Genomic DNA, 25,492 nt, shown 5'->3' on the forward strand with positions numbered 1-25,492 from the left:
GCATCCCGTGAAGACGCTGCTGCTGTTCGTGCTCACGGCGCTGGCCGAGCTGGTCGGCTGCTACCTGCCGTACCTGTGGCTGCGCAGGCAGGGCAGCGCCTGGCTGCTGGTGCCGGCCGCATTCAGCCTGGCGCTGTTCGTCTGGCTGCTGACATTGCACCCGGCCGCCTCCGGCCGCGTCTATGCCGCCTACGGCGGGGTCTACATCGCCACCGCGCTGCTCTGGCTGTGGTGGGTTGACGCGATCGTGCCGACCCGCTGGGACCTGCTCGGCGCCGGCCTGTGCCTGCTCGGCATGGCCGTCATCATGTTCTCGCCCCGCCCGGCCTGATCGCCAGCGCCCATGGCGGGCGTATGCTGCCGGCGGGAGGGCAGGGCCATGAAGCGATTCCGGAATTTCTCCGAGTTCTATCCGTTCTACCTGAGCGAACACGCCAACCGCACCTCGCGCCGGCTGCATTTCGTAGGCAGCTGCGGGGTGCTGCTGCTGGTGCTGCTCGCCATCGTGCGCGGCCAGCCATGGTGGCTGCTGGCCGCGCTGGCCTGCGGCTACGGCTTCGCCTGGGTGGGGCACTTCTTCTTCGAGAAGAACCGGCCGGCCACGTTCCGGCACCCGTTCTACTCGTTCATGGGCGACTAGGTGATGTTCCGCGACATCCTGCTGCGGCGCATCCCGTTCTGACCCCGGGCTTCCGGCATACTGGATCCCGTTCGCGTAACCGAAAAGGAGAAGACGATGTTCTCAAATGGATTCCTGGCGCTGGTGGTGCTGGTCGCCGGCGTGATCGTGCTGTTCAAGACCGTGCGGATGGTGCCCCAGGGCTACGAATGGACGGTGGAGAAGTTCGGGCGCTACACCCACACCATGAGCCCCGGCCTGCACTTCCTGATCCCGATCGTGTACGGCGTCGGGCGCAAGGTGAACATGATGGAGCAGGTGCTGGACGTACCCAGCCAGGACGTCATCACCAAGGACAACGCGGTGGTGCGCGTGGACGGGGTGGTGTTCTTCCAGGTGCTGGACGCGGCCAAGGCGGCGTACGAAGTGGCCAACCTGGAGGTCGCCACGATCGCGCTGGTGCAGACCAACATCCGCACCGTGATCGGTTCGATGGACCTGGACGAGTCGCTGAGCCAGCGCGAGACCATCAACGCGCAGCTGCTGAGCGTGGTCGACCACGCGACCAACCCGTGGGGGATCAAGGTCACCCGTATCGAGATCCGCGACATCCAGCCGCCGCGCGACCTGGTCGACGCGATGGCGCGGCAGATGAAGGCCGAGCGCGAGAAACGCGCGCAGATCCTCGAGGCGGAGGGATCGCGCCAGTCCGAGATCCTGCGCGCCGACGGCGAGAAGCAGGCCGCGGTGCTGGAGGCCGAAGGCCGCAAGGAGGCCGCCTTCCGCGACGCCGAGGCGCGCGAGCGCCTGGCCGAGGCGGAGGCCAAGGCGACCCAGATGGTGTCCGACGCCATCGCCCAGGGCAACGTGCAGGCGATCAACTATTTCGTCGCGCAGAAGTACGTGGAGGCGTTCCGCGAGCTGGCCACCGCGCCCAACCAGAAGTTCGTGCTGATGCCGATGGAGTCCTCCGGCATCATCGGATCCATCGCCGGCATCGCCGACCTGGCCAAGGAAGCGCTGGGCAGGTCGAACGAAGCCGCCTCGCAACGGCCGCCGCAACCGCCTCGTTTCGGGAACTGAGCCATGCGCTGGGACGTGGTGGGATGGGCGGCGGTGGCCTTGCTGCTGTTCGCCGCCGAAGCGATGGCGCCGGGCGCCTTCATGCTGTGGATGGGGCTGGCCGCGGCGGTGGTGTTCGTCGGCGTGCTGCTGGTGCCGGGAACCTCGCTGCTGCTGCAGGTGGTGGCGTTCGTGCTGCTCAGCTTCGTCTCCATCCAGATCTACCGGACCTGGTTCCGCCACCGCGACCGCCCGAGCGATCGGCCCTTGTTGAACCGCCGCGCCGAGCAACTGGTCGGGCGCGTGGTCGTGCTCGACCAGCCGATCCGCGACGGGCAGGGGCGCGCCAAGGTCGACGATGCGTTCTGGGTAGTCGCCGGCCCGGAACTGCCGGCCGGCACTTCGGTCAGGGTCGTCGCCGTGGACGGGATGACGTTGAGGGTGGAGCGGGCCTGAGGCGGGAAGGCCGGGACCCGGGCATGGGAACTCGGGACTCGGCGAAGCGACAGCCTGCCCCGGATGGAATGCTGTTGCGGGAGGGACTTCAGTCCCGACGGGCTTTGCCGGCCTACCTGTAGGGACTGGAGTCCCTCCTGCGAAAAGCAAAAAAGCACCGGGTCGCCTGGCGCCGAACCCAGGCAAGGATGCTTGTCCCGAGTCCGAACCCTGGCCTCCCTGGGTCCGACCCCATGGGATAATGCCGGACTTTCCCTTACGGACTCCGGCCATGACCCAGAAGACGGTTCTCAACGACACCCACCGCGCGCTCGGCGCCAAGATGGTCGACTTCGGCGGCTGGGACATGCCCATCCATTACGGGTCGCAGATCGACGAGCACCACCAGGTGCGCCGCGACGCGGGCATGTTCGACGTCAGCCACATGACCGTGGTCGATCTGCATGGCGCGCGCGTGCGCGACTTCCTGCGCCGCCTGCTCGCCAATTCGGTCGACAAGCTCAAGGTGCCGGGCAAGGCGCTCTATAGCTGCATGCTCAATGCGCAGGGCGGGGTGATCGACGACTTGATCGTCTACTACCAGGCCGAGGACTTCTTCCGCCTGGTGGTCAACGCCGCCACCCGCGAGAAGGACCTGGCGTGGATCGGCGAGCAGGCGGCGGCGTTCGGCGTGCAGGTCCAGGAGCGCCCCGACTTCGCCATGATCGCCGTGCAGGGGCCGAACGCGCGCGCCAAGGTGATCGGCCTGCTGGTCGAGGGCGACCGCGCCGCCGCCGAGAAGCTCGGTCGCTTCGCCGCGCTGCAGGCCCGCTCGACCGACGGCGTGCCGCTGTTCGTCGCCCGCACCGGCTACACCGGCGAGGACGGCTTCGAGATCGTCCTGCCGGAAGACAAGGCGGTCGCGTTCTGGAACGCGTTGCTGCAGGCCGGCGTCAAGCCCGCCGGGCTCGGCGCGCGCGACACGCTGCGCCTGGAAGCCGGCATGAACCTCTACGGGCAGGACATGGACGAGCAGGTCTCGCCGTACGAGGCGGCGCTGGCCTGGACGGTCGCGCTGGACGAAGGCCGCGACTTCATCGGTCGCGGCGTGCTGGAGCAGCAGAAGGCCGCCGGCGCCCCGCGCCAGATGGTCGGGCTGGTGATGGACGAGAAGGGCGTGCTGCGCCATGGGCAGAAGGTGCTCACCGCCAACGGCGAGGGCGAGATCCTCTCCGGCACGTTCTCGCCGACCCTGGGCAAGGCGATCGCGTTCGCGCGCATTCCGGCCGGGGAACCGGGCCAGGTGCGGGTCGACATCCGCGGCAAGGAAGTGCCGGTGCGCGTGGTCAAGTTCCCGTTCGTGCGCGATGGCCAGGCGCAGCCCGGCGTGCTCGGCTGACGCCGGGCGCACACTTTATTTATATGTGCGCCATCCCCGATGCCGTGGATGCCCGCGCCTGCGCACGGGCGTCCGTCTAAAACGGCATGACACCCTCTAAACTATCTTCCTGTCACGAACCCTGTTTCCCCGGAGCATACCCATGAGCGAGATCCCAGGCGACCTCAAGTTCCTCAAGTCCCACGAGTGGGCACGTGTCGAAGGCAACGGCCGCGTCACCGTCGGCATTTCCGACCATGCGCAAGGCCTGCTGGGCGACCTGGTCTACGTCGAGTTGCCCAACGTCGGCGACACCGTCGAGGCGGGCGCCGGCGCGGCCGTGGTGGAGTCGGTCAAGGCGGCTTCGGACGTCTACAGCCCGGTCAGCGGCACTGTGGTCGAGGTGAACTCGGCGCTCAGCGACAAGCCGGAGACCATCAACGAGGATGCCTACGGCGACGGCTGGATCTTCGTGGTGGAAGTCAGCGACCCGGACCAGCTCAACGACCTGCTCTCGCCCGACGACTACGCCGAACTGCTCGCGGACGAGGACCACTGAGTCCACCCGCGATCCGACGACGTCGAGGACGGCCGCGCAAGCGGCCGTTTTCGTTTCCGGACGAGGTGCCGGTCGACGTGAGCGCCGCGTGAGTTGGCACGAGGAATGCGAACGGTCGGACATGCCGCGTCGAAGACCGTTTCCTGCTCCGGCAGGCACGAGGCGCGAGTCTTCGACGCGCCTCGGAGGTGTTCGAAGTTTGCGCATTTCCGCTTGTGCGACGCCGGAACGGCGCCTTCGGCGAAAAAAATTTTCAGGCGGCAGACAGACGCGGTTGCGCTTTCCGCCGAGGCGGGCGCGCGGCGGCGGCGATGCCTGGATGGCGTGCGCCTGCATGCGCGCGATGCGCGCGCGCAGCTGAAAACAAGCTTTTTTTTTCGATGCGTGGCGGCGGCGGTGCGCGCGTGCGGGCAAGGCCGGTGGCACTTCTTTCGCCACCGCCTGGCGCCGTGCCCGGCAGCGTCCGGGCGGGCCGGAAAAAAAATTGCGCGCGAGTGTTGACAGTAAAAAAAACCGTGATTAGGTTTCGCCCCAGCAGACGATGCTGCCGAAGAGAGTGAGCCGAATCGACATTCTGGCGACAAGCACAACCCACGCGTCCACCGGCAAACCTACGAGGGTGGAGTTGGGCCAGCTTCCCTCCAAGAAAAGCAGCATCGTCCCCGAGCAAGCACCCGCGTCGGCGCCTGATGCGGGTGTTTCTGTATCCGCCGAGCCACGCTTCGCGTGTTGGCGGTTCCCGCAGGCAGTCCATCGCCGCGGATTTGGTTCAACTGGGCGTTTTAACTTCATACTTCACTGACGAGGAGCCATCCCATGGCCACGAAGAAAGCTGCGAAGAAGAAACCTGCCGCCAAGAAGGCGGTGAAGAAGGTCGCTAAGAAGGCCACCGCCAAGAAGGCGGTGAAGAAGGTCGCCAAGAAGGCCACCAAGAAGACCGCCAAGAAGGCGGTGAAGAAGGTCGCCAAGAAGGCCACCGCCAAGAAGACGGCGAAGAAGGCTACCAAGAAGACCGCCAAGAAGGCGGTGAAGAAGGTCGCCAAGAAGGCCACCGCCAAGAAGGCGGCGAAGAAGGCCACCAAGAAGACTGCGAAGAAGGCTGCCAAGAAGCCGGCGAAGAAGGCTGCTGCCAAGAAGAAGCCTGCTGCCCGCAAGAAGAAGGCTGCTCCGGTTGCGCTGCCGGCGACCCCGGCTCCGCTGATCTGATCGATCCCGGTCGCACCCCATAAACTCTCTCCCCGGTGCCCAGCGGGGAGGGAGTTTTTTTATGCCCGGGCCAGGCGCGCGACGGGCCCGGCCGCGCAGGCACGAAAAAGGCGGCCGGAGCCGCCTTCCACGGTGGGACCGCAGGTGGCGCTCAGCGCGGCGAGGCCACCGACCTGCTGGACGAAGCTCCCTTCTTCTTCGGGTCGGGCTTGTCGGCCAGGATGTTGTCGCTGCCGAAGTCGCTGTCCACGTCGATGTCCAGCCAGCGCTGCGCCGGCAGGCCGAGCGCGCGGTCGAGGATGGTCGGCATCAGCCCCGAGGGCAGGCTGCTCTCGCCGTTCCACATGATGGCGATGCCCAGGTCGCGCTCGGGCAGCAATGCGACCAGGCCGCGATACCCCTGCACCGCGCCGGCATGGAAGACCACCTGGTGCCCGGCATAGTCGAACACGCGCCAGCCGAGCGCATAACCGGCCGAGTTGATGCGCTGATGGCGCCAGCCGGAGCGCATCTCGCCCGGCGTGGAAATCAGCGAGGCGTGCAGCGTGGCCAGCAGCGGGGCCGGGAGCACGTCGGGGCGATGCCCGGTATGCGCCAGCAGCCACTGCGCCATGTCGCTGGCGCTGGCGTTGACGCCGGCGGCGGGAGCCAGGCGGTAGTAGGTGGGCTTGGGCATCAGCGACACCCAGCCGTTGCGGCTGCGCACGTGCGGGCGCGCCCAGCGCGGACTGGCCTGGATGCCCGCCAGGCCGAGGCTGGCGTCGTTCATGCCGAGCGGCTTGAAGATCCTGCGCTCCACCGACTGCTCGTAGAAGCTGCCCGAGGCGGCGAACACCACGTCGCCGACCAGGCTGAAGGCGACGTTCTGGTAGGCGTAGCACTCGCCCGGCGCGCAGCGCAGCGGCGCCGAGGCGAGGCGATGGGTCAGGGTGTAGTAGTCGGCGTTGGATTCGATGTCGCGGTCGTAGGCGTTGCGGGTCAGGCCGACGCGATGGCTGAGCAGGTCGGCCACCGTGAGCTGGCGGGTCGCCTGGGGATCGCTGAGCTGGAAGCCCGGGACGTAGTCGGTGACCTTGCTGTCCCAGCGCAGGACGCCATCGTTGACCAGCAGGCCGGCCATCGTGCCGGCGAAGGCCTTGGACAGCGAGGCGAGCCGGAACACGGTATGCGCATCGACCGGTTCGGGGTTGTTGACGTTGGTGACGCCGTAGCCCTTGGCGCTGAGCACGCGGCCGCCCTGCACGATGGCCATGGCCATGCCGGGCACGCGCTGGCCGTAGGTGAGCTGCTCGGCCATCGCCTCGAAGTCGGCGACGTTGAAGCCGGCGGCAGGCGGCTGCACGTCGGCGGTGCCCAGCGTGGTGCGATAGGGAGCGGGTTGGGTCAGGGCGGCGCCGGCGACGGGCTGCAGGGACTGCGCGACCGGGGCAGGCGTCTGGGCGGTGGAAGACAATGCGAACGGGACCAGGATCCCGAGCAACCCCGATGCGACCGGCCGCATGCGCCGGTGCCTGCTCTTCTCTTTCATACGTCTGTCCGCCGAAGGCCCTACCTTCCCGGGATTCTAGCGCCGCATTTCTGAATTGCACAAACAAGGCAAGGATGAATGGGCATCGCATTGAAAACCCACGATTTACGGGATCAAAACGGCGTGAAGCGTGCCGCATGCGGCGGGGGGCGGGTGCAGGCGATGCTATCCGCCTGCCGGCTGCGATCGCTGGCACGTTTCTCTTGGTCCATCGTCCGCTAGCCCGCATCGCCGACGACGCAGCCGTGCTGTCGCCGGCTCCATGGGGCGAGCGGTCCTTGTTGCACCGCATCGTATACTGCCCGCCTCGTCGGGCAGGGCAAAGCGGATGCAGGTCGAACAGGCATCGGGGCGGGTTTCCACGGGAAGGGTCAAACAGGGGGAGTGGCGTGCCGTCGCCATTTCTTTCGTCTGTTTTTTCTGCGTGCTGGCTGCCTACTACGTAATCCGCCCGGTGCGCGAGCAATTGTCGGCCGCGGTCGGCTCGACCCAACTGCCTTGGTTCTACGCGGCCACCTTCATCGCCACGCTGGTGCTGACCCCGGTGTTCGCCGCGTTCGCCTCGCGCTGGCCAAGGCGCAAGCTGGTGCCTCTGGTGTACTTGTTCTTCATCGCGTGCCAGCTGGCTTTCATTCCTGCCTTCACCCATCTGGGGCTGCTCAGTCCGCGCATGCTGGGAATCGTGTTCTTCGTCTGGGTCAGCGTGTTCAATCTGTTCGTGGTGTCGGTGTTCTGGATATTCATGTCCGACATCTGGAGCCTGGAACAGTCCAAGCGTCTCTTCCCGATCATTGCCGTTGCCGGCACGCTCGGTGCGCTGGTGGGGCCAGCGCTGACCCGTTCGTTGGTCGAAGTGATCGACGTGGCGCCCTTGTTGGCGGTCTCCGCCACATTGCTGGGGATCGCCACGGTCTGCGTGGTGCTGCTGGGCCATTGGGCGAGCGCGCATGGCGCGCGCCGGCACGAGGCCGGCCACGAGGACGCGATCGGCGGCAGCATGTGGGACGGGTTGAAGCAGATCTTCACCGATCCGTTCATGCGTGGCATGGCGATCCTGCTGCTGCTGGCCGATGGGATCGGCACGGTCAACTACGCGCTGATGGTCGATTACTCGGGGGCGACTTTCGCCGACGCGGTGTCGCGCACCCGCTTCCATGCCGACGTCGACCTTGCCGGCAATCTGCTGACGGTGGTCGTCCAGCTCGGCGTGACCCGCTGGTTGCTGCCATGGAAGGGGCCCGGTGCATTGATCATGCTGTGGGCGTCGATCAGCATCGCCGTATTGCTGCTGGTGGTGTTCTCGCATGATCCGCACGCGCCCTTGTTTTCCTTGCCGATCCTGATCGGTCCGATAGCACCTACCGTGTTGGCCCTGGTGGTCAGCCGCGGCTTGGCCTACGGCATGGCCGAGCCGGCACGCCATAGCCTGTACACGCGGGTGCCACGCAGCGTGCGCTACAAGGGCCAGAATGCGGTCGACACCGCGGTATGGCGCTTCGGCGACGTGGCAATCGCCACCGGCATGAACGGGCTGAAGTCGCTCGGCATGGCGATCGGCGGATTCGCCGCCATCAGCGCCACGGCGGCCCTCCTGGCTGCCGGTATCGGCTGGCGGCTCTGGAAGCGGATCGAGTACGTGGGCGCTGCCGTATCATCGGCGGAACAGCGATGACGAGTGGACAGATGTAGCGATGCCGCCGATTGCGACGATCCTCACCGGCCTGGTAGCCGCGCTGCACCTGTACATCCTGGTGCTGGAGATGTTCCTGTGGACGCGCCCGCCGGGCCTGAAGGCGTTCCGCAACACGCTCGAGAAGGCGCAGGCCACGCGCGTGCTGGCGGCCAACCAGGGGCTCTACAACGGCTTCCTGGCAGCGGGGCTGGCCTGGGGCGCGATCGCCGGCCGCGCCGACGTGGCCGCGTTCTTCCTCGGCTGCGTGGCCGTGGCCGGGCTTTACGGCGCCTGGAGCGTCAGCCGGCGCATCCTGTTCGTGCAGGCAGTCCCCGCCGCACTGGGGTTGCTGTTGCTGTGGCTGGGGATCTGACCGGTCCGGCTTACCCGCCCGCGCGCTGGCGCGGCGATACCCACATCATGATCCGTGCCTGGAACACGGCCTCGCCGGCCGTGTTGCGCACCGCGACCTCCACCGGCAGGTCGTAGCCCTCGGCCGATTCGCGCAGTGCCACCGCCGGCGTGGCGTTGGCGTGCATCGTGCCGGTGGCCTTCTTCAGATAGTCCACCTGCATGCCCTTCGGGATCCAGCGCATCGACGGCGGCAGGCTGGCGTCGACCATCACCCCGGCGACCAGCTCCGCGAGATTGCACAGCGCGATCGCGTGCACCGTGCCGATATGGTTCTGCACGCGGCGGCGATGCGCGATGCGGGCTTCGCAGCGCCCGGGTTCGAGCAGGGTGATGCGCGGGGCGATCGTGGCGAAGTAGGGCGCCTTGAGGCAGATCGCGCGCGAGAACAGCCAGTGGCCGGCGGGCCAGCGGGCGAAGCGCCGATACAGCGAAAGCAGGTTCGTCATTTCGGGGGACCGGATGCGAGGACGGCGGACCTGGGTCCGCCGTCCTGGTGTCGATGGAATTGGATCAGGCCGCTTCGCGCGACGGCTTCGGCTGGTGCCGGTCGTAGTAGCTGGCCGCGCGCAGCTCATGCGGATCGAAATCGTCGACGGTGATGGTGTCCATCGTGAGTTCGCGCAGCTCCTCCAGCAGCTTGCGCTCCTCGCCGGTGATCACGCCCTCGGCCACGGCTTCGTCCAGCTGTGCCGGGAACTCCAGCGCCTCGATGCCCTTGGACTTCAGCGCCTTCAGGAACTTGCGCTCCACCGGCTCGGCCGCGACCGCCTTGGCCAGATAGCTGGCGATGCGCCCGCCCGGATTGTTCTCGCACGGGGTCAGGAACACGCCGCGGGCGAGGCTGTCGCGCGCCTCGTTCGGCGCCATCAGCAGCGCGGCGACGCGGCGCGACAGGCGGTCGCCGGGGGCTTCCGCGCGGCGGCCGAGCGGGAAGATCAACGCCCACATCAACCAGCCGACCGGGCGGATCGGGAAGTTGCGCAGCGCGGCCGACAGCGCCTCCTCGATCTTGTGCACGCTGTCGTGGAACGCCCAGGCCAGCAGCGGGCGCTCGGCCTGCGGCGCGCCTTCGTCGTGGTAGCGCTTGAGCATGGCGCTGGTCATGTAGATGTGGCTCAGGACGTCGCCGAGCCGGCCGGACAGCGATTCCTTGAACTTCAGCTTGCCGCCCAACATCATCATCGACACGTCCGCCATCAGCGCCAGGTTGGCCGAATAGCGGTCGAGCTTGCGGAAGTAGCGGCGGGTGTAGTCGTCGCCCGGCGCCGAACCGAACTTCGCCCCGGTCAGGCCGAACCAGAACGAGCGCACCGCATTGGAGATGCCGAAGCGGATGTGGCCGAACAGGCTCTGGTCGAATTCCTCCAGGCCGCGCGCGCTGTCGCTGTCCTGCGCCGCCTTCATCTCCTTCATCACCCACGGATGGCACAGGATCGCGCCCTGGCCGAAGATCAGCAGGCTGCGGGTCATGATGTTGGCGCCCTCGACGGTGATGCCGATCGGCGAGGCCTGCCAGGCGCGGCCGGCGAAGTTGCGCGGGCCGAGGATGATGCCCTTGCCGCCGATCACGTCCATCACGTCGCTGACGATCTCGCGCGCCATCGTGGTGCAGTGGTACTTGGCGATCGCCGACGGCACCGACGGCACGTCGCCGCGGTCCACCGCCGCGGCGGTGGCCTGCGACAGCGCGCTGCACACGTAGGCCTTGCCGCCGATGCGGGCCAGGGCCTCTTCCACGCCCTCGAAGCGGCCGACGGACAGGCCGAACTGCTTGCGGATGCGCGCGTAGGAACCGGTCACCACCGCGCCGAACTTGGCGCCGCCGCTGGAGGTGGAGGGCAGGGTGATCGAGCGCCCCACGGCCAGGCATTCGTTGAGCATGTTCCAGCCCTTGCCGACCATGTCCACGCCGCCGATCAGCTGGCTCAGCGGGATGAACACCTCGCGGCCGTGGATCGGCCCGTTCTGGAACGGCGAGTTAAGCGGGAAGTGGCGGCGGCCGATCTCCACCCCGGGGGTCTCGCGCGGCAGCAGCGCCAGCGTGATGCCGATGTCCCGGGTGTCGCCGATCAGGCCGTCCGGGTCGTACATGCGGAACGCCAGGCCGATGATCGTGGCCACCGGCGCCAGCGTGATGTAGCGCTTGTCGAAGGTGAGCTTGACGCCGAGCACGTTGGCGCCGTTCCACTCGCCCTTGCAGACGATGCCGTAGTCCGGGATCGACGTGGCGTCGGAGCCGGCGAACGGACCGGTCAGGCCGAAGCACGGGACCTCGATGCCCTGCGCCAGGCGCGGCAGGTAATGCTCCTTCTGCTCTTGGGTGCCGTAGTGCACCAGCAGCTCGCCGGGGCCCAGCGAGTTCGGCACGCCGACGGTGGAGCTGACCACGCTGCTGACCGAGGCCAGCTTCTGGATCACCTTGTGGTGCGCCAGCGCGGAGAAGCCCAGGCCGCCGTACTCCTTCGGGATGATCATGCCGAAGAACTTGTTCTTCTTGATGAAGTCCCACAGCTCCGGCGGCAGGTCGGCGTGGACGTGGTTGATCTCCCACTCGTTGACCATCTTGCACAGTTCTTCGACCGGGCCGTCCAGGAAGGCCTGCTCCTCGGCGGTCAACTGCGGCTTGGGATAGTTCAGCAGCTTCTGCCAGTCCGGGTCGCCGGTGAACAGTTCGCCCTCGAAGCCGACCGAACCGGTCTCCAGCGCGATGCGCTCGGTCTGCGACAGCGGCGGCAACACCTTGCGGAACACCTTGAGCAGCGGCGCGGTGATCAGCGGCTTGCGCAGGAACGGCAGCAGCACCGGCACCGACACCAGCAGCATGAGCACGGCGGCGACGGCCGTGGCGGTGGGATTGGCGCCCAGCAGCCAGCCCGCGACCAGCAGGGTCGCCGCGATGGCGACCCAGGCGGCCAGGCGCATGCGGTGGTAGGCGGCGAAACCGGCCGCTACCAGTACGAGGAGGAACGGCACAACGATGCTCATGATCTTGCTCCAGTGACGTGCTCGATGAGGTTGGACGTCGCGACGTTTGCCGGGGGCAGCGAGTCCAGATAATGCAGCACAGCCGCGGTAAACGCGGTGTTGTCGTCGCCGGCCACCATGTGGGTGGCATCCGGGAGCTGCACATGCTGCGCGTGCGGCACCAGCGACATGAATTCGGAAATCGTCTGCGGCGTGACCAGGTCGCTGCGCCCGCCGCTGACCAGCAGCACCGGGCAACGCACCTGCCTGGCCGCCTCGACCATCACCGCCTGCTGTTGCGCGGCATCGCCGCCGGCCAGCTCGGCGATCAGGCGCGGATCCCAGTGCCAATGCCAGCGGCCATGGGCATCGGGATGCAGCAGGCGACGCAATCCGTCCTCGGACTTGCGGGGACGATGCGGCAGGTAGGCGGAAATCGCGTCCGCCGCGGCTTGCAGCGAATCGAAGCCGTCCGGATGCGCGGTCATGAACGCCAGGATGCGCTCGACGCCGCGGGTATCCCAGCGCGGCGTGATGTCGACCAGCACCATCGCCCGGAACAACCCCGGCCAGCGCGCCTCCGCCAGCAGTCCGAACAGCCCGCCCATCGACGCCGCGACCAGCACCGGCGGCTCGCTCATCTCGCCGGCGATGACGATCAGGTCGTCGGTGAACTGCTCGCCGCTGTAGGGCGTGTCCTTGGCGTTCCAGTCCGATTCGCCATGTCCGCGCGCGTCGTAGGAGATCGCGCGGAAGCCTGCATCGGCCAATGCCTTCGCGGTGGATTCCCACGCACTGCGCGTCTGCCCGAAGCCATGGGCGAGCAGCACGGGCACGCCGTCGTCGGGACCATGGAAGCTCGCCTGCAGGCGCATCGCATCGGCCCCGACAAGCGGCCGCGCAGGAGGCATTGCAGGGAGGGAGGATGTCGTAACCATACCTAATGGTATGGATGGCTCTCCGCGAGTGTCAATACTGAGGGGTATGGCGATATAAGTGCCTGAACCGGGAGGATTCGAGGTGGGGATCGCGGTCCACATACTGCAACCGACTCCGGCGTATGGTTAAATCGGCCGATGAGCAATGACACCGATTCCAGTCCTGCCCAGGAACGCCCCGGCAACGGACGCAACTCCCGCCTCAGCGCGGAAGACTGGGCGCAGGCCGCTCTCGATCTGATCGCCGAACAAGGCGTCGGGGCCGTCGCCGTCGAGCCCCTGGCCCGGCGCCTGGGCGTGACCAAGGGCAGCTTCTATTGGCATTTCCCCTCCCGGGACGCCTTGCTGCAAGCGGCGCTGGAGCGCTGGGAACAGGTCGAGCAGGAACAGGTGTTCGGCAGCCTGGAGGAAGTGGCCGACCCGCGCGTGCGCCTGCGCGCGCTGTTCCAACTGGTCGCGCACGAGGTCAGGCCGCACGTCATCTACAGCGAACTGCTCAAGGCCCTGGACCACCCCGCGGTACGTCCCGTCATCGACCGGGTATCGCAAAGCCGCATGGACTACCTGGTCGCCTCGTTCCGCCAGGCCGGCCTGAGCTCAACCGATGCCCGCCATCGCGCCCGCCTGGCCTACGCCGCCTACGTCGGCTTCCTGCAACTCTCGCTGCAACTGCAGCAACCCAAGCAGGCGCGCGAGGATTTCGAGGCGTACGTGGAGCACGTGATCCTGACGTTGATCCCTGGGTGAGCGACGGATTCTAAATTCCGCCACAAAGGCAAAATGCCCTGCTCTCGGAGCGGGGTTTTTTTTATTGTCTGGATCGAACTTGCAAAGTAATGAGCGCATACAAAAGAAAAACCGGGCCATTTCTGGCCCGGTCTTGAGGTGTTGCAATTAGCAATATCAGAAGCGCTGGGTGTACTGCATGAACAGGTAGCGATCATAGTCCAGCATCGGGTCGAGGGCCGCGGTGCTGGAGTTGGTTACCGAGTAAGTGATCGGCGGCTTCTTGTCCCAGATGTTGCGAGCGCCGACGGTCACGGTGCCATTCCAAGGAGCGTTCCAGGAAATCGAGACATCCTGGAAGTTGATCGAGCCCTTCTTATTGGCTCCAATGCCGCCATCCCAGCCGGGATTCTGGGTCTGGTAGTTGGGTTCGTTGCACTCCACGTCGGTATCCCAGCAGTAATCCCTGAAACCACCGTAGTAGCGCAGATCCCAACTGACCGACAGATCACCCTTGGACCAATTCACGCCGAGGGTGCCGCGCACTCGGGGGAAGTTCCAGTAGCCGGCGTAATCGGCCCAGGTGGCGTCAGCGGTACTCTGGGTGCGGTAGTTCACCAGATAGTTGGTATCCAGGGTCACCACAAACTGACCGATGCCCAATTCCGGCAGGCGATAACGGGCGCCGAAGTTGTAGCCCTCGGTCTCCATCTTGCCCAGGTTGGTATTGCCACGCTGTAGCGACACGACCTGGCCGGTGGTGGCGTCACGCCCATACTGGTTGCAGTACTGCGCCGAGCCACCGGCATAGCACTGATTCAGCACGTAGTTGGCCGAAATCGCGGTGATGATGTTGGAGATCGAGATGCGGTACCAGTCCAGCGAAATGTCCAGGCCCTGCACATAGCTTGGGCTATATACGAGACCCAGGGTGCGGGTACGGCTGTACTCCGGCTCAAGGAACTCGTTACCCACGCCCGCTTGGAACGGCGCGATGCCCTGAGCGCCACCGGGGCCATCGATAGGATCACCTGCGTTGTCGGTCTGGCGGAAGGTGCTAGCCAGGCCCTCGGCCGTGCAACGTGCGTTCACCACGGGGTTGTCGCGCGAGCCGAATTGCGCGTCACACGGATCCACGAAGGTGTCGAACGACTGCGAACCACCGCCGAAGGTGTCATCCAGCGTCGGGGCCCGGAAGCCCTTGCCGTAGGTGCCGCGCACCAGCAAATCGTCGATCGGCTTCCAGGTGAAGCTGTACTTGGTATTGGTAGTGTTGCCGAAGCGGTCGTAGTTCGAGTAACGGCCAGCCACGTCGAACGACAGCTCCTTGGCAAACGGCACATCCTTAAGGACCGGAATCATGAACTCCAGGTACACTTCATTAGTTTGGTAACGGCCTTCGGTGGCCCAACTGGCCAGGTCGGTGGTGAAGCCGTTGCTCGAAGCCTGGTCCGGATAGTCGTAGCCCTTGACTTCGCGATGCTCCAAGCCGGCGGCGAAGGACAATTCGCCCGCGCCCCACGGCATGTCGAACAGGCCGCCGGTGATGTTGGCGGTCCAGATGCTGGTTTCGCTTTGCTGGGTGGACTGGCCGAGCGTGCTGATGTACTTCAACGCGTCGGCGGTCGAGGCGCTCGGGCCACCCAGCACGTTGAACGGCGTGCACTGGCCCAGGCCCAGGTTGGTGCCCAGCGGGAGCGGATTGGCTTCCGTTCCGCACTGCACGACGCCATCGGCGTTCAGGAACGACGGACCCAGCGCTTTCTGGAGTGCCAGCAGGTTGATATTGCCGGTGCTGATGTCGGTGACGTGGAACTTGTTGTAGTTGAAGCCGACATCCCAGTTCCAACCATGGGTACCGACGTCGAACGCGCCTTCCAGCGAAACGTCGAAGTGGGTGTTCTTGACCTTGTTCTCGGTAACGCGCGGCATCTCGATGGTGCGGCGGAAGAACGTCAAGTCGTTGCCCGGCAGCGGGTTGTAGTAGCTGTCCGCATCGATGTAGACCGGGAAGTTGGGTTGCGCCGTGGTGCTGAGCGGATAGCCCGCGATCTGGCGCTTGGAGTCGCGCTCGGAGTACATCGCCGTCGAAGTCAGCTTGATGTTGTCGGTGATGTCATAGGCGCCCGAAGCGAACAGCGACTTGTTGGTGTTGCTCTGGTTCCACATCATTTGGTTGATCGCGTTGAAACGATCATTGGTGGTGACGCCGCGGTGATAGTTGGCGATGTTGCGCGAATCGGCGCCAACGCCGTCACCGTCGTAGGAGCCGGTGTGGTTCAGCACCATCTGCGCACCGGTGTCGGGGTGGATGAAGCGGCCCCACGGACCAGTGGCGCTCAAGCCGGAGGTGGCGTGATTGGGACCGTAGGTGTAACGAGTCAGCTCGCGGTCCTTGGCCCAAACTGGATCTTCATCGGAGTAGGAGGCACCCAGCAGGATCGATGAGCGTTCGCCGGTCGCACCCATGGTCAGTGTGTACCGGGTCTTGGTGCCATCGCCATCCGAGTTCTGGCCGTACAGGACCGATGCTTCGGCGCCGTCGAAGCTCTTCTTCAGGATGATGTTGACCACGCCAGCCACGGCATCGGAACCGTAGATTGCCGAAGCGCCGTCCTTGAGGATCTCGATGCGCTCGATCAGCGAGCTCGGGATCGTGGACAGGTCGGTGAAGCCGGCCAAGCTGGTGGTCCAACGCTTGCCGTTGACCAGCACCAGAGTGCGCTGTTCACCAAGGTTGTACAAGTTGACGTACTGACCACCCTGCTCCGGATTGGAGGTCAGCACCGCCGCCTTACTGAAAGTCTGAGTGCCGGAGATGGACAGGTTCTGCAGGATGTCGCCAACGCTGATCAAGCCGGACTTCTGGATGTCCTCGCTGGAAACGGTGAAAACCGGCTGGGCAGTTTCCACATCCACCGAACGAATGCGCGAGCCGGTAACCTCGATGCGGTCGAGGTTGGTCGGGGAACCAGAATCCTGGGCGAACGCGGTGCCGGTGCCGGTCGCGCCCACGGCGAGCGCGAGCACAACTGCATCGCGCAGTGTGTTGGTCTTGCAATTCATTAGCTCTCTCTCCAAGTGAGATCTTGGGTACTGCCAAGGGTTTGCCCGAGGGCGGCTTCGAAAGAGCGAAGCCAAAGCCGTCAGGGTGAACCGATGGTATCTGCGTTCCGGAGAGAATTAAAGTCCCGTTAACAATGGATCAGGGGGTGGGGTGAAGGGGCAGGCCGTCCCGGTTTCTCCAGGGTTCGGCCTGACGCGGAAAGCGCCCCCTGCGCGGGAGCGCCTTGCTTTCGGGATATCGGTGAATGGGCCGCCGCGGAACGGGCGGGCCTCAGAGATCCTGCTCGTACCGAACGTACGGTACCGTGCTGTCGCTGTTGCTTTCGTTGTTGGGCGCGAACGGGTTCTTGCCGCGGGTGACGATGTTCTCGGCGCCTACGGTGAGCTGGCCGCTCCAGGGCGTGCGCCAGGTCAGGCCCAGGCCGAGGCCCTGCCACTTCTCGGGTTGGCCGGGGACGTCGACGACGCGGCCGATGATGTTGGCGCTGAAGGAGCCGTAGCCGCCGCCGACGCTGAGGGTCTTGCTGTCCCATTGGTCGACCAGGCCCGGCGCGGCTTCTGCCAGCGGGACCAGGCGCGCGCGCGCGAAGGTGCCGCCGATCGAGACGAAGCCTTCCTTGCCGATGTTCTTCTGTCCGAACACCGTCAGGTCGTTCTGCTCGACGCGGGCCGGCGGGGTCTTGGTGCCGGCGGTCAGCCAGCCGGGAAGGGTGTCGCGGCCGTTGCCCAGGCTCACGCCGACGCGGGTGCCGCCCCGGTTGAAGCCCAGGGTCGCCGATGCGTGCTTGCCGGTGACGTCGTCATCGTCGCCGAGGCTGGCGAGCAGGCAATGGCTCGCCAGGCCGCTGATGCTGGTGCCGCGGTTGCTGTTGCACAGCAGGCCGAGCGAATCGCCCGAGGACAGGCCGAAGGCGGCGTCCAGCGAGTTGCGGCCGAAGTGCCAGCGTGCGCCTGCCTTCTGCTCGCCGGTCGGTTCGAGGTAGAGCAAGGCCTCGACCTTGCCGCTGCCCTGGTTCCAGACCGGCAGGACCGTGCTGGAGGCCGCGTTCTGCGCGTGCACGCCCGTCGCCGCGGCAAGCGCGGTGGACAGGGCAAGCGACAGTCGCAGGAGGGCTCTCATGACGAACGATCAGACCGAGGGGCAGCCGTTAAGTTCCCGGGAAGGCAGGGTGAAAATGTTAGGAGGATTATGATTTCTTAACAAGTCTCAGTTCTCCCCAGAACTCAAACCTGGTGTATTCCCGACACGACGCCCGGCCCCGCGCCTCGAACCGCGCCGGCATCCGGGTCATTGAAGCCTTTCCGAGGCGGGGGCCTCGGCCGGCCGCTCGGCGAACAATATAGGCAATTCGGTCAACGGGAAGTGATACTCCCGCCCACAGAATTCGCATCTTACCTCGATCGCGCCGGTCGGTTCGGCCGCGGCGCGGGCTTCTTCCTCGCCCAGCGACTGCAGCATGGCGGCGACCCGTTCCCGCGAACATGAACAGGCGAAACCCAGGGGTTTTTCGCCCAGCAGCTCGGGGTTCTCCTCGTGGAACAGGCGGTGCAGGAGCTCGCGCCCGGGGGTTGCCAGCAGCTCGGGGGCGGCCAGGGTGTCGAACAGGGCGCCGCTGCGGGTCCAGCCGTCGTCGTCGCCCTGGTCGCCCGGCAGCTTCTGCAGCAGGAGGCCGGCCACGTGGTCCTGGCCGGCCGCGAGCAGCAGGCGGGTCGGCAATTGCTCCGATTGGCGGAAATAGCCTTCGAAGGCCTCGTCCAGGAACGGCACGTCGAGCGACACTAGGCTCTGGTAGCGCTGCGGTTCGCGCGGGTCCAGGCCCGGATTCTCGATGGTGATGGCCAGGACCGACTGCCCGCCCAGCCGGGTCAGGTCGTCGGGAGCGTCCTGGCCGTCTTCGAGGCGGACGATGCCGCGCAGGGTGCCGGCGGCGGTGCATTCGGCGAACAGGGTGCGCAGGCCGTGCTCGCCGCGCAGCTGGATCGAGAGCCGGCCATCGACCTTGGTGTGGCCGGTGAACAGCGCGGCGGCGGCGCAGGCCTGGCCGAGCAGCGCCTTGGCCCGCGGCGGGTAGTCCGAGTGGCCGGTGATGTCGTGCCATGCCTGGTCCAGGCGCACGTGGACGCCGCGCACGCCGGCGGCGGGCAGCAGGAAGCGGATCAGTTTGTCGTCTTGGACTTCGATGGAAGGCATGCGAGGTTCCTGTTGCCGGATAATGCAGCCAGGTAAATTGAAAAGGACACCGGCACAGGGATGTGCCGCGCTTTTGTGAGGGATTCACACCCAAGACACCGGCACGCGGGTGTGCCGTGCTCTTGCGAGGGACTCATAACAGACAGAGGGGATAGTGCAACGATGGGGGCGGAGCCGCAGGAGTACAAGACGGGGCATCGCCGTCGTCGCTGGGGGCGCTGGCTGTTGGCCTTGCCGCTGTTGTTCGCCGCGGCCAGCTTCCTGCAAGTGGCGGTGCTGCGTTTCGTCGATCCGCCGGTGAGCGCGGTGATGGTATGGCGCTGCGTCGAGGCCTGGGGCAGCGGCGACTGGGAGTTCCGGCTGCGCCATGAATGGCGCGACCTGGACCGGATGTCGCGGAGCCTGCCGATCTCGCTGGTGGCGGCCGAGGACCAGCGCTTTCCGCTGCACGATGGATTCGACCTGCAGGCGATCGAGAAGGCGCGCGACCACAATGCGCGCGGCGGCCGCCTGCGCGGCGCCAGTACGATCAGCCAGCAGGTGTCGAAGAACCTGTTCCTGTGGCAGGGCCGGAGCTGGGTGCGGAAGGGATTGGAGGCCTGGTATACGGTGCTGATCGAGCTGCTGTGGCCCAAGCGGCGCATCATCGAGATGTACGCGAACTTCGCCGAGTTCGGCGACGGCATCTACGGGGCGCAGGCGGCCGCGAAGACGTTCTGGGGCACGGATGCCGATCGGTTGACGCCGGCGCAATCGGCGCGGCTGGCCGCGGTGCTGCCGGCGCCGCGCCGCTACGACGCGCGCAATCCAGGTCCCTACGTGTCGCGCCGCGCCGCCTGGATCCAGCGCCAGGCGGCGCAGCTGGGCGGGCCTGCCTACTTGGAGGCGAGATGAGCCCCGCGCCGGCAACACGCCTGACGGTGGTGATCGCCGCCTACAACGAAGCGGCTTCGCTCCCGCTGTTGCATCCCCGGCTGCGCAAGGTGCTCGACGCGATGCCGGAGCTGCGGCCCCGGGTGCTGTACGTCGACGACGGCAGCACGGACCGGACCTGGGACGTGCTGGAAGAACTGGTCCGGACCGATCCCGGCGTCGGTGCGATCCGCCTGTCGCGCAACTTCGGCAAGGAGGCGGCGATCACGGCCGGCCTCGACCACGTCGAGGACGGGGCCGTGGTCCTGCTGGACGCGGACGGGCAGGACCCGCCGGAGCTGATCCCCCAGTTCGTCGAGCATTGGCGCGCCGGCTACGACAACGTGTTCGGCACGCGCGTCTATCGCGACGGCGAGGGCTGGCCGAGGCGGATCGCCGCGGCGGCGTTCTATCGCGTGATCGGCCGGCTGTCGCATACGCCGATTCCGGCGGATACGGGCGATTTCCGCTTGCTTTCGCCGCGGGCCTTGGCCGCACTGCGGCAGTTGCGCGAGCACAACCGGTTCATGAAGGGATTGTTCGGCTGGGTGGGGTTCCGGCAGGTGTCGGTGCCCTACCGGCGCGAGCCGAGGCTGTCGGGGCGCAGCAAGTTCACGTTGTGGAAGCTGTGGAACTTCGCGCTCGAGGGCATCACCAGCTTCTCCACGGCGCCGCTGCGCGCCGCGACCTACCTGGGGTTGCTGACGGCCGCGTTCGCGCTGGCGTTCGCCGTCTGGGTGGTGGCGAAGGCGGCGCTGTTCGGCGATCCGGTCGCGGGCTGGCCGACGATGATGGCGGTGATCCTGTTCCTGGGCGGCGTGCAACTGGTGGCCCTGGGCATGATCGGCGAATACCTGGGGCGGCTCTACGACGAGGCCAAGCACCGGCCGTTGTACTTCGTCGACATCCGGGCCGGGGCCGCGGAGGTATCCTCCGGGCACCAGTCCAGCGATGGAGCAGGCCATGCAAACCGTTCGGCAATTGTTGAAGGCGAAGAAGACGCCTGAGGTCTTTGCGGTAGGGAGCGATGCCGCGGTCATCGACGCGATCCGCCTGATGGCGGAGAAGAGCATCGGGGCGGTGCTGGTGATGCAGGGCGAGCGATTGGTCGGGATCCTGTCCGAGCGCGACTACGCCCGCAAGGTGGTGCTGCGCGACCGCTCCTCGGCCACGACGCAGGTCGGCGAGATCATGACCGCACAGGTGGTGACGGTGGCGCCGGCGGAAAGCGTCGAGCGCTGCATGCAGATCATGACCGAGCGCCGCATCCGCCACCTGCCGGTGACGGAGGACGGGCGCGTGGTCGGCGTGGTGTCGATCGGCGACCTGGTCAAGGCCGTGATCGAGGAGCAGCGGCGCGACATCGACCAACTGCAGCGCTATATCGCCGGTTGACCCGGCTCATCGGGCGTAGCGGCCGCCGCAGTCGCTGTCCTTGCCCGGGCCGGCCTCGATCGTGGCCAGCAGCGCCGCCGGCGGGGCGATGCTGCCCAGGGTGAGCGCGATCACGCCGCGTGCGCCGAGCGCCTTGGCGTCGGGCCGGAACGAGGGATCCTTGAACGTGCCGCCGATGCGCAGCGGCGAGCGGAAGGCGAGGATGCTGCGGTCCTTGGGGCGCGGCCGCAGCAGCAGATCGAGGGATTCGTCCTTCAGGTCGACGGTGCCTTCGCCGAGGATGATCGTGTCGGTGGTGTCGAAGGCGAACGCGCGCGATCGCATCCGCCCGTCGCGCACGCCGAAGTCGGCGAAGGCGCAGCGCAGCGGGATGCTGCGGTCCTTGCCGAGCAGGTACTTGAGGGTTTCGGCGACGTCCAGGCCCGCCAGTTCCATGACCAGGTTGCTGACGCGGCCGCGCCCCATCCCGATGGCGACGTTGCCGTCGGACGAGCCGAGCATCGCCGCGATCGAGTTGCCGTCGCCGGTGAGGTCGATTTCGCCGCCGATGGCCCCGGAAGCTTCCCGGGCCAGTTTCGCGTCCGGGAAGAGCCGGCCGAACTGCAGCTTGCGCAGGCTGGCCCGCAGCTGGGTGGTGATGGCCGCGCGCCGCGCATCCATGCTGACGTTCGCGCGGATGTCGCCGCCGGCCACGCCGAAGTCCAGCGGATCGAGTTCGAGCAGCCCGTTCTCGAGGGTGAGACGGACGTCCATGTCGTCCAGCGGCAGCGACGGCGCATCGATGCGGTGGGCTTTCCAATGCACCTTCGCGTCCATCGCGCGCAGCTTCGACAGGTTGTAGGGCGTATCCGGCAGGACGCGCGGCTTGGCGGCGCGCTCGGCGGCCAGCCGCCTCTGTTCGGGATTGGCGGCCTCGCCGGCATCGGTCCTGGGCGGTGCGCCGATGAATCCCGCGAGGTCGTCGAAATCCAGGCGCCGCGAAACCAGTTCGGCGGTGAGAAGGGGGCGCTCGCCGCCGGTGTCGATCCGTGCGGTGCCGGACAGGTCGCTGTCGCCGGCGCGCCCGCTGAAGCCCTCGTAGCGCCAGGTCTCGTTGTCGCGCTTGAGACGGCCTTCCAGGTGGTACGGCGGCGTCGGGGGGATCGCCACGCCGATGAGCGGATACAGGTCCTGCATGTCCTGGCCGTCCAGGGTCATCTGCAGGTCGAATACGCGGAACTGGAACGGGTTGGTCAGCGTGCCGCGCACGTGCGCGCGGGTCGGGCCCGCGTTGCCGCGCAGGTCGATTCGGAACGGATGGTCGGTCTGGCTCAGTTCCAGCGGCGAGGCGGTGCTGCCTTCCAGCGCGAACGGATTGCCCCGCCAGCGTCCTTGGCCGGCCACCGCGATCGGTGCGGCGGGATCGCGGCCTGCGGCCGGCAGGCTGTGGATGTCGACGTCGATGTCGGTGCGGCTGGCCGCATCGACGAAACGCAGGCGGCCTTGCTCTACCCGCAGCCGTCCCATGGCCGGCAACCGGCCGCCGCCGGCGCCCTGCCCGAAGACCCAGTTGCCCGGGTGGTCGCCATTGCCGGCTTCCAGCCACACCTCGGGACGGTCCAGGCGTATTTCCGGAATCCGCACTTCGCCCCGGAGCAGGGGCCAGGGGCGAAGGTCGATCTCGGCGCGCTTGGCGCGGGCCATCAGCGGTTGCCGCGACCAGGCGGCATTGGCGAGGGTGAGGTCGTCGCCGCGGATCGTGGCGACGCGGCCAAGATCGACGTCGAGCCGTCCTATCCGGAACTCGCGTCCGGTCCGCGCCTGGACCATGCGTTCGACCGGGCCGCGGAACCAGTTCCAGTCCCACAGCGCGACCAGCAGGGCCAGGAGGATCGCCAGCGCCGCGAGTACGGCGAGGAGGATCGGGCGGCGGCGCGATGGGCGCCTGGAAGAATCCGGGGCGGGCGCATCGTTCATGCGCCCATGGTTCTCAGCCGTGCGTGCAGGGGGCGCGAAACCCCGGCGGCGGCGTCACAGCACTTGTGAAGTCACCGCAACGAAGTGGCAGACGCTGCCCGCGAGCACGAACAGGTGCCAGATGGCGTGGAAATAGCGGATCGAATCGCGCTGGTAGAACCAGGTGCCCAGCGTGTAGAACAGGCCGCCGGCGAGCAGCCAGCCCAGCGTGAAACCGTCCAGCGCCTGCAGCAGCGGCTTGAGCGCCACCACCACCAGCCAGCCCATCGCGATGTAGATCAGGGTCGAGAGCAGGCGGAAGCGGCCGGTGTAGAAGAGCTTGAACACCACGCCGGCGATGGCCAGCGACCAGATCGCCGCGAACAGGCCCCAACCCCATGGCCCGCGCAGGCCGATCAACGTGAACGGGGTGTAGGTGCCGGCGATCAGCAGATAGATGCAGCAGTGGTCGAACACCTGCAGCCGCGCCTTGGCGCCGGGATGCGGGATCGCGTGGTAGAGCGTGGAGGCCACGTAGAGCAGGAGCAGGGTGGCGCTGAATACGATCGAGGTGCCCAGCTGCCATCCGTCGCCATAGATCGCCGCCAGGGTGATCAGGACCGCGCCGCCGGCCAGGGCGGCGATGGCGCCCAGGCCGTGGGTGAGCGCGCTGGCCAGTTCGTCGCGGAAATCGGTGGAGGGCGAGGCATCGGCGTTCATGGCCGCACGTTACCCTAATTGCGAGACATTCGCATTGCTGGGCATCGCAAGCACCTCGCCCCGCCTGCCCGCGTAGGCAGGCTGCGTCCGGCCCATGCCGGCGGGGAGAGGCCTAGTTGCGGCGGCCGATCAATCGACCGCCACGCTGTGGGCGTGCTCGCGGGTGGCATGGAACTTGACGCCGGGCGCGCGTTCCTGGGCGAGCTGCAGGTTGACCCGGGTCGGCGCGAGATAGACCAGCTCCCCGGCGGCGTCGATGGCCAGGTTCAGGGCGTTCTTCTCGCGGAACTCTTCCAGCTTCCTGGCATCGGCGCACTCGATCCAGCGCGCGGTGGTGACCGCGACCGGCTCGAAGGTGGCGTCCACGCCGTACTCGTCCTTCAGGCGGTAGGCGACCACGTCGAACTGCAGCACGCCGACCGCGCCGAGGATGAGGTCGTTGCTCATCAGGGGGCGGAAGAACTGGGTGGCGCCTTCCTCCGACAGCTGCGCCAGGCCCTTCTGCAGCTGCTTGAGCTTGAGCGGGTCGCGCAGGCGCGCGCGGCGGAACAGCTCCGGGGCGAAGTTGGGGATGCCGGTGAAGCCGAGCTGCTCGCCCTCGGTGAAGGTGTCGCCGATCGAGATCGTGCCGTGGTTGTGGATGCCGATCACGTCGCCCGGGTAGGCCTCGGCGGCGATCTCGCGGTCGGAGGCCATGAAGGTCAGCGCGTTGGCGAGCTTCACTTCCTTGCCGCTGCGCACGTGGAAGGCCTTCATGCCGGCGGAGAACCTGCCCGAGCACACGCGCATGAACGCGACGCGGTCGCGATGCTGCGGGTCCATGTTGGCCTGGATCTTGAAGACGAAGCCGGTCAGCTTTTCCTCGGTGGGCTGCACCCCGCGGCCGGTGGTGGCGCGCGGCTGCGGCGAGGGCGCGTGCTCGACGAAGAAGTCCAGCAGCGGCTGCACGCCGAAGTTGTTCACGCCCGAGCCGAAGAACACCGGGGTCTGCTTGCCGTCCAGATAGGCCTGCTTGTCGAACGGATGGCTGGCGCCCTGCACCAGTTCCAGTTCGTCGCGCAGGTGGGCGAGCATCTCTTCGCCGATCTTCTCGGCCAGGCCGGGGGCGTCCAGCGACGGGAAGATCGTCGAGTCCTGGCGGGTGAAGTTGCGGCCCGGCTCGTACAGGTGCACCTCGCCGGTGACCAGGTGGACCACGCCCTTCAGGCGCTGGCCCATGCCGATCGGCCAGGTCACCGGGGCGCACTGGATGCCGAGCACGCTTTCCACTTCGTCCAACAGCTCGATCGGGTCCTTGCCCTCGCGGTCGAGCTTGTTGATGAAGGTCATGATCGGCGTGTCGCGCAGGCGGCACACCTCCATCAGCTTGATGGTGCGCTCCTCCACGCCCTTGGCCACGTCGATGACCATCAGCGCCGAGTCCACCGCGGTGAGCACGCGGTAGGTGTCCTCGCCGAAGTCGGCGTGGCCGGGGGTGTCGAGCAGGTTGACGATCTTGCCTTCGTACGGGAACTGCATCACCGACGAGGTGACCGAGATGCCGCGCTCCTTTTCCAGCGCCATCCAGTCGGAAGTGGCGTGGCGCGCGGCCTTGCGCCCCTTGACCGAGCCGGCCATCTGGATCGCGCCTCCGAACAGCAGCAGCTTCTCGGTCAGCGTGGTCTTGCCGGCGTCGGGGTGGGAAATGATGGCGAAGGTGCGGCGGCGCGCGGCTTCGGTGGCGACTTCGGACATGGAAACGCGCCCGGCCGGGCGCTGGAGCGGAAAGGGAA

24 protein-coding genes are annotated in these 25,492 nt (G+C 67.0%); 14 read left to right on the forward strand and 10 right to left on the reverse strand.

Translation table 11 applies throughout. The features are described 5' to 3' along the window. Positions 1–7: 7 nt before the first annotated feature. The 8 genes from M3M27_RS06165 (at position 8) to M3M27_RS06200 (ending at position 5,259) form a co-directional block, all read left to right on the forward strand. Entirely contained in the window at positions 8–331 is a 324-nt protein-coding gene (locus M3M27_RS06165; RefSeq protein WP_140719122.1) for a YnfA family protein, read from the forward strand. 48 nt (positions 332–379) lie between these two features. After that, positions 380–640 carry an Mpo1-like protein gene (locus tag M3M27_RS06170; protein WP_434027488.1) on the forward strand — a complete coding sequence of 87 codons (261 nt, stop codon included), beginning with the start codon at positions 380–382 and terminating at the stop codon, positions 638–640. A gap of 96 nt (positions 641–736) precedes the next feature. After that, entirely contained in the window at positions 737–1,702 is a 966-nt protein-coding gene (locus M3M27_RS06175) for an SPFH domain-containing protein (RefSeq protein WP_140719118.1), read from the forward strand. Between the two features lie 3 nt (positions 1,703–1,705). Further along, a complete protein-coding gene (locus tag M3M27_RS06180) occupies positions 1,706–2,137 on the forward strand; it encodes an NfeD family protein (protein WP_140719116.1) in 432 nt (143 codons plus the stop codon). Positions 2,138–2,408: 271 nt separating this feature from the next. Continuing rightward, a complete protein-coding gene (gcvT, locus tag M3M27_RS06185) occupies positions 2,409–3,515 on the forward strand; it encodes a glycine cleavage system aminomethyltransferase GcvT (protein WP_434027489.1) in 1,107 nt (368 codons plus the stop codon). A 142-nt stretch (positions 3,516–3,657) separates the two neighbouring features. Continuing rightward, a complete protein-coding gene (gene gcvH, locus M3M27_RS06190) occupies positions 3,658–4,053 on the forward strand; it encodes a glycine cleavage system protein GcvH (RefSeq protein WP_434027490.1) in 396 nt (131 codons plus the stop codon). A 105-nt stretch (positions 4,054–4,158) separates the two neighbouring features. Continuing rightward, a complete protein-coding gene (locus tag M3M27_RS06195) occupies positions 4,159–4,554 on the forward strand; it encodes a hypothetical protein (protein WP_434027491.1) in 396 nt (131 codons plus the stop codon). A gap of 315 nt (positions 4,555–4,869) precedes the next feature. Next, entirely contained in the window at positions 4,870–5,259 is a 390-nt protein-coding gene (locus M3M27_RS06200; protein ID WP_177497529.1) for a hypothetical protein, read from the forward strand. A 151-nt stretch (positions 5,260–5,410) separates the two neighbouring features. On the opposite strand, the gene M3M27_RS06205 is transcribed toward M3M27_RS06200, so the two are convergent. Next, the gene (locus M3M27_RS06205) at positions 5,411–6,787 is read right to left on the reverse strand and encodes a serine hydrolase domain-containing protein (protein WP_140719110.1); all 1,377 of its coding nucleotides are present in this window, start codon (positions 6,785–6,787) and stop codon (positions 5,411–5,413) included. Between the two features lie 328 nt (positions 6,788–7,115). On the opposite strand from M3M27_RS06205, the gene M3M27_RS06210 reads away from it, so the two are divergent. Then, a complete protein-coding gene (locus M3M27_RS06210) occupies positions 7,116–8,459 on the forward strand; it encodes an NTP/NDP exchange transporter (RefSeq protein ID WP_434027492.1) in 1,344 nt (447 codons plus the stop codon). Positions 8,460–8,478: 19 nt separating this feature from the next. Continuing rightward, positions 8,479–8,832: a DUF1304 domain-containing protein gene (locus tag M3M27_RS06215; RefSeq protein WP_434027493.1), complete on the forward strand. Its 354-nt coding sequence runs from the start codon at positions 8,479–8,481 to the stop codon at positions 8,830–8,832. 10 nt (positions 8,833–8,842) lie between these two features. Here the strand turns inward: M3M27_RS06215 and M3M27_RS06220 are convergent, their stop codons facing one another. The 3 genes from M3M27_RS06220 to M3M27_RS06230 all read right to left on the reverse strand — a co-directional run bounded on the left by M3M27_RS06220 (position 8,843) and on the right by M3M27_RS06230 (position 12,712). Next, positions 8,843–9,319 (reverse strand): hotdog fold domain-containing protein, encoded by a 477-nt coding sequence (locus tag M3M27_RS06220; protein ID WP_434027494.1) that lies wholly within the window; start codon positions 9,317–9,319, stop codon positions 8,843–8,845. Positions 9,320–9,383: 64 nt separating this feature from the next. Further along, on the reverse strand, positions 9,384–11,858 hold the full coding sequence (locus M3M27_RS06225) for an acyl-CoA dehydrogenase (protein WP_140719106.1): 2,475 nt from the start codon (positions 11,856–11,858) through the stop codon (positions 9,384–9,386). Then, positions 11,855–12,712, reverse strand: coding sequence for an alpha/beta fold hydrolase (locus M3M27_RS06230; RefSeq protein ID WP_434027495.1), 858 nt, complete (start codon positions 12,710–12,712; stop codon positions 11,855–11,857). The genes M3M27_RS06225 and M3M27_RS06230 overlap by 4 nt, the downstream gene beginning before the upstream one ends. 201 nt (positions 12,713–12,913) lie before the next feature. Between M3M27_RS06230 and M3M27_RS06235 the strand changes: the two genes are divergently transcribed. After that, a complete protein-coding gene (locus M3M27_RS06235; RefSeq protein ID WP_434027496.1) occupies positions 12,914–13,522 on the forward strand; it encodes a TetR/AcrR family transcriptional regulator in 609 nt (202 codons plus the stop codon). 156 nt (positions 13,523–13,678) lie between these two features. On the opposite strand, the gene M3M27_RS06240 is transcribed toward M3M27_RS06235, so the two are convergent. From M3M27_RS06240 to M3M27_RS06250, 3 genes are all read right to left on the reverse strand, one after another. After that, positions 13,679–16,567 (reverse strand): TonB-dependent receptor plug domain-containing protein, encoded by a 2,889-nt coding sequence (locus tag M3M27_RS06240; protein ID WP_434027497.1) that lies wholly within the window; start codon positions 16,565–16,567, stop codon positions 13,679–13,681. Positions 16,568–16,838: 271 nt separating this feature from the next. After that, positions 16,839–17,687 carry a hypothetical protein gene (locus tag M3M27_RS06245; RefSeq protein ID WP_140719102.1) on the reverse strand — a complete coding sequence of 283 codons (849 nt, stop codon included), beginning with the start codon at positions 17,685–17,687 and terminating at the stop codon, positions 16,839–16,841. A gap of 168 nt (positions 17,688–17,855) precedes the next feature. Next, positions 17,856–18,758 carry an Hsp33 family molecular chaperone HslO gene (locus M3M27_RS06250; RefSeq protein WP_434027498.1) on the reverse strand — a complete coding sequence of 301 codons (903 nt, stop codon included), beginning with the start codon at positions 18,756–18,758 and terminating at the stop codon, positions 17,856–17,858. A gap of 162 nt (positions 18,759–18,920) precedes the next feature. On the opposite strand from M3M27_RS06250, the gene mtgA reads away from it, so the two are divergent. The 3 genes from mtgA to M3M27_RS06265 are packed head-to-tail and all read left to right on the forward strand — an operon-like array spanning position 18,921 to position 21,065. Next, entirely contained in the window at positions 18,921–19,652 is a 732-nt protein-coding gene (gene mtgA / locus M3M27_RS06255) for a monofunctional biosynthetic peptidoglycan transglycosylase (protein WP_434027499.1), read from the forward strand. Beyond that, on the forward strand, positions 19,649–20,677 hold the full coding sequence (locus M3M27_RS06260) for a glycosyltransferase family 2 protein (RefSeq protein WP_140719099.1): 1,029 nt from the start codon (positions 19,649–19,651) through the stop codon (positions 20,675–20,677). Before mtgA ends, M3M27_RS06260 begins: the two co-directional genes overlap by 4 nt. Then, entirely contained in the window at positions 20,634–21,065 is a 432-nt protein-coding gene (locus M3M27_RS06265; protein WP_140719098.1) for a CBS domain-containing protein, read from the forward strand. The genes M3M27_RS06260 and M3M27_RS06265 overlap by 44 nt, the downstream gene beginning before the upstream one ends. A gap of 6 nt (positions 21,066–21,071) precedes the next feature. Here M3M27_RS06265 and M3M27_RS06270 read toward each other — a convergent pair whose 3' ends face one another. From M3M27_RS06270 to M3M27_RS06280, 3 genes are all read right to left on the reverse strand, one after another. Continuing rightward, positions 21,072–23,021, reverse strand: a complete 1,950-nt coding sequence (locus M3M27_RS06270; protein WP_434027500.1) for an AsmA family protein — start codon at positions 23,019–23,021, stop codon at positions 21,072–21,074. A 54-nt stretch (positions 23,022–23,075) separates the two neighbouring features. Then, entirely contained in the window at positions 23,076–23,720 is a 645-nt protein-coding gene (trhA, locus tag M3M27_RS06275) for a PAQR family membrane homeostasis protein TrhA (protein ID WP_140719096.1), read from the reverse strand. A 129-nt stretch (positions 23,721–23,849) separates the two neighbouring features. Further along, positions 23,850–25,454: a peptide chain release factor 3 gene (locus tag M3M27_RS06280; RefSeq protein WP_140719095.1), complete on the reverse strand. Its 1,605-nt coding sequence runs from the start codon at positions 25,452–25,454 to the stop codon at positions 23,850–23,852. Positions 25,455–25,492: the final 38 nt, after the last annotated feature.

The sequence above is a fragment of the Xanthomonas boreopolis genome (assembly GCF_046529185.1).
GTDB classification, from domain to species: domain Bacteria; phylum Pseudomonadota; class Gammaproteobacteria; order Xanthomonadales; family Xanthomonadaceae; genus Pseudomonas_S; species Pseudomonas_S boreopolis.

Bases quoted from the DNA above. Each gene is read 5' to 3' on its own strand.
- M3M27_RS06270 (WP_434027500.1), bottom strand. From the start codon at position 23,021: ATGAACGATGCGCCCGCCCCGGATTCTTCCAGGCGCCCATCGCGCCGC.
- gcvH (WP_434027490.1), top strand. From the start codon at position 3,658: ATGAGCGAGATCCCAGGCGACCTCAAGTTCCTCAAGTCCCACGAGTGG.
- trhA (WP_140719096.1), bottom strand. From the start codon at position 23,720: ATGAACGCCGATGCCTCGCCCTCCACCGATTTCCGCGACGAACTGGCC.
- gcvT (WP_434027489.1), top strand. From the start codon at position 2,409: ATGACCCAGAAGACGGTTCTCAACGACACCCACCGCGCGCTCGGCGCC.
- mtgA (WP_434027499.1), top strand. From the start codon at position 18,921: ATGGGGGCGGAGCCGCAGGAGTACAAGACGGGGCATCGCCGTCGTCGC.
- M3M27_RS06215 (WP_434027493.1), top strand. From the start codon at position 8,479: ATGCCGCCGATTGCGACGATCCTCACCGGCCTGGTAGCCGCGCTGCAC.
- M3M27_RS06280 (WP_140719095.1), bottom strand. From the start codon at position 25,454: ATGTCCGAAGTCGCCACCGAAGCCGCGCGCCGCCGCACCTTCGCCATC.
- M3M27_RS06240 (WP_434027497.1), bottom strand. From the start codon at position 16,567: ATGAATTGCAAGACCAACACACTGCGCGATGCAGTTGTGCTCGCGCTC.
- M3M27_RS06210 (WP_434027492.1), top strand. From the start codon at position 7,116: ATGCAGGTCGAACAGGCATCGGGGCGGGTTTCCACGGGAAGGGTCAAA.
- M3M27_RS06230 (WP_434027495.1), bottom strand. From the start codon at position 12,712: ATGCGCCTGCAGGCGAGCTTCCATGGTCCCGACGACGGCGTGCCCGTG.
- M3M27_RS06180 (WP_140719116.1), top strand. From the start codon at position 1,706: ATGCGCTGGGACGTGGTGGGATGGGCGGCGGTGGCCTTGCTGCTGTTC.
- M3M27_RS06220 (WP_434027494.1), bottom strand. From the start codon at position 9,319: ATGACGAACCTGCTTTCGCTGTATCGGCGCTTCGCCCGCTGGCCCGCC.
- M3M27_RS06175 (WP_140719118.1), top strand. From the start codon at position 737: ATGTTCTCAAATGGATTCCTGGCGCTGGTGGTGCTGGTCGCCGGCGTG.
- M3M27_RS06200 (WP_177497529.1), top strand. From the start codon at position 4,870: ATGGCCACGAAGAAAGCTGCGAAGAAGAAACCTGCCGCCAAGAAGGCG.
- M3M27_RS06195 (WP_434027491.1), top strand. From the start codon at position 4,159: ATGCGAACGGTCGGACATGCCGCGTCGAAGACCGTTTCCTGCTCCGGC.
- M3M27_RS06245 (WP_140719102.1), bottom strand. From the start codon at position 17,687: ATGAGAGCCCTCCTGCGACTGTCGCTTGCCCTGTCCACCGCGCTTGCC.
- M3M27_RS06235 (WP_434027496.1), top strand. From the start codon at position 12,914: ATGAGCAATGACACCGATTCCAGTCCTGCCCAGGAACGCCCCGGCAAC.
- M3M27_RS06170 (WP_434027488.1), top strand. From the start codon at position 380: ATGAAGCGATTCCGGAATTTCTCCGAGTTCTATCCGTTCTACCTGAGC.
- M3M27_RS06260 (WP_140719099.1), top strand. From the start codon at position 19,649: ATGAGCCCCGCGCCGGCAACACGCCTGACGGTGGTGATCGCCGCCTAC.
- M3M27_RS06250 (WP_434027498.1), bottom strand. From the start codon at position 18,758: ATGCCTTCCATCGAAGTCCAAGACGACAAACTGATCCGCTTCCTGCTG.
- M3M27_RS06205 (WP_140719110.1), bottom strand. From the start codon at position 6,787: ATGAAAGAGAAGAGCAGGCACCGGCGCATGCGGCCGGTCGCATCGGGG.
- M3M27_RS06265 (WP_140719098.1), top strand. From the start codon at position 20,634: ATGCAAACCGTTCGGCAATTGTTGAAGGCGAAGAAGACGCCTGAGGTC.
- M3M27_RS06225 (WP_140719106.1), bottom strand. From the start codon at position 11,858: ATGAGCATCGTTGTGCCGTTCCTCCTCGTACTGGTAGCGGCCGGTTTC.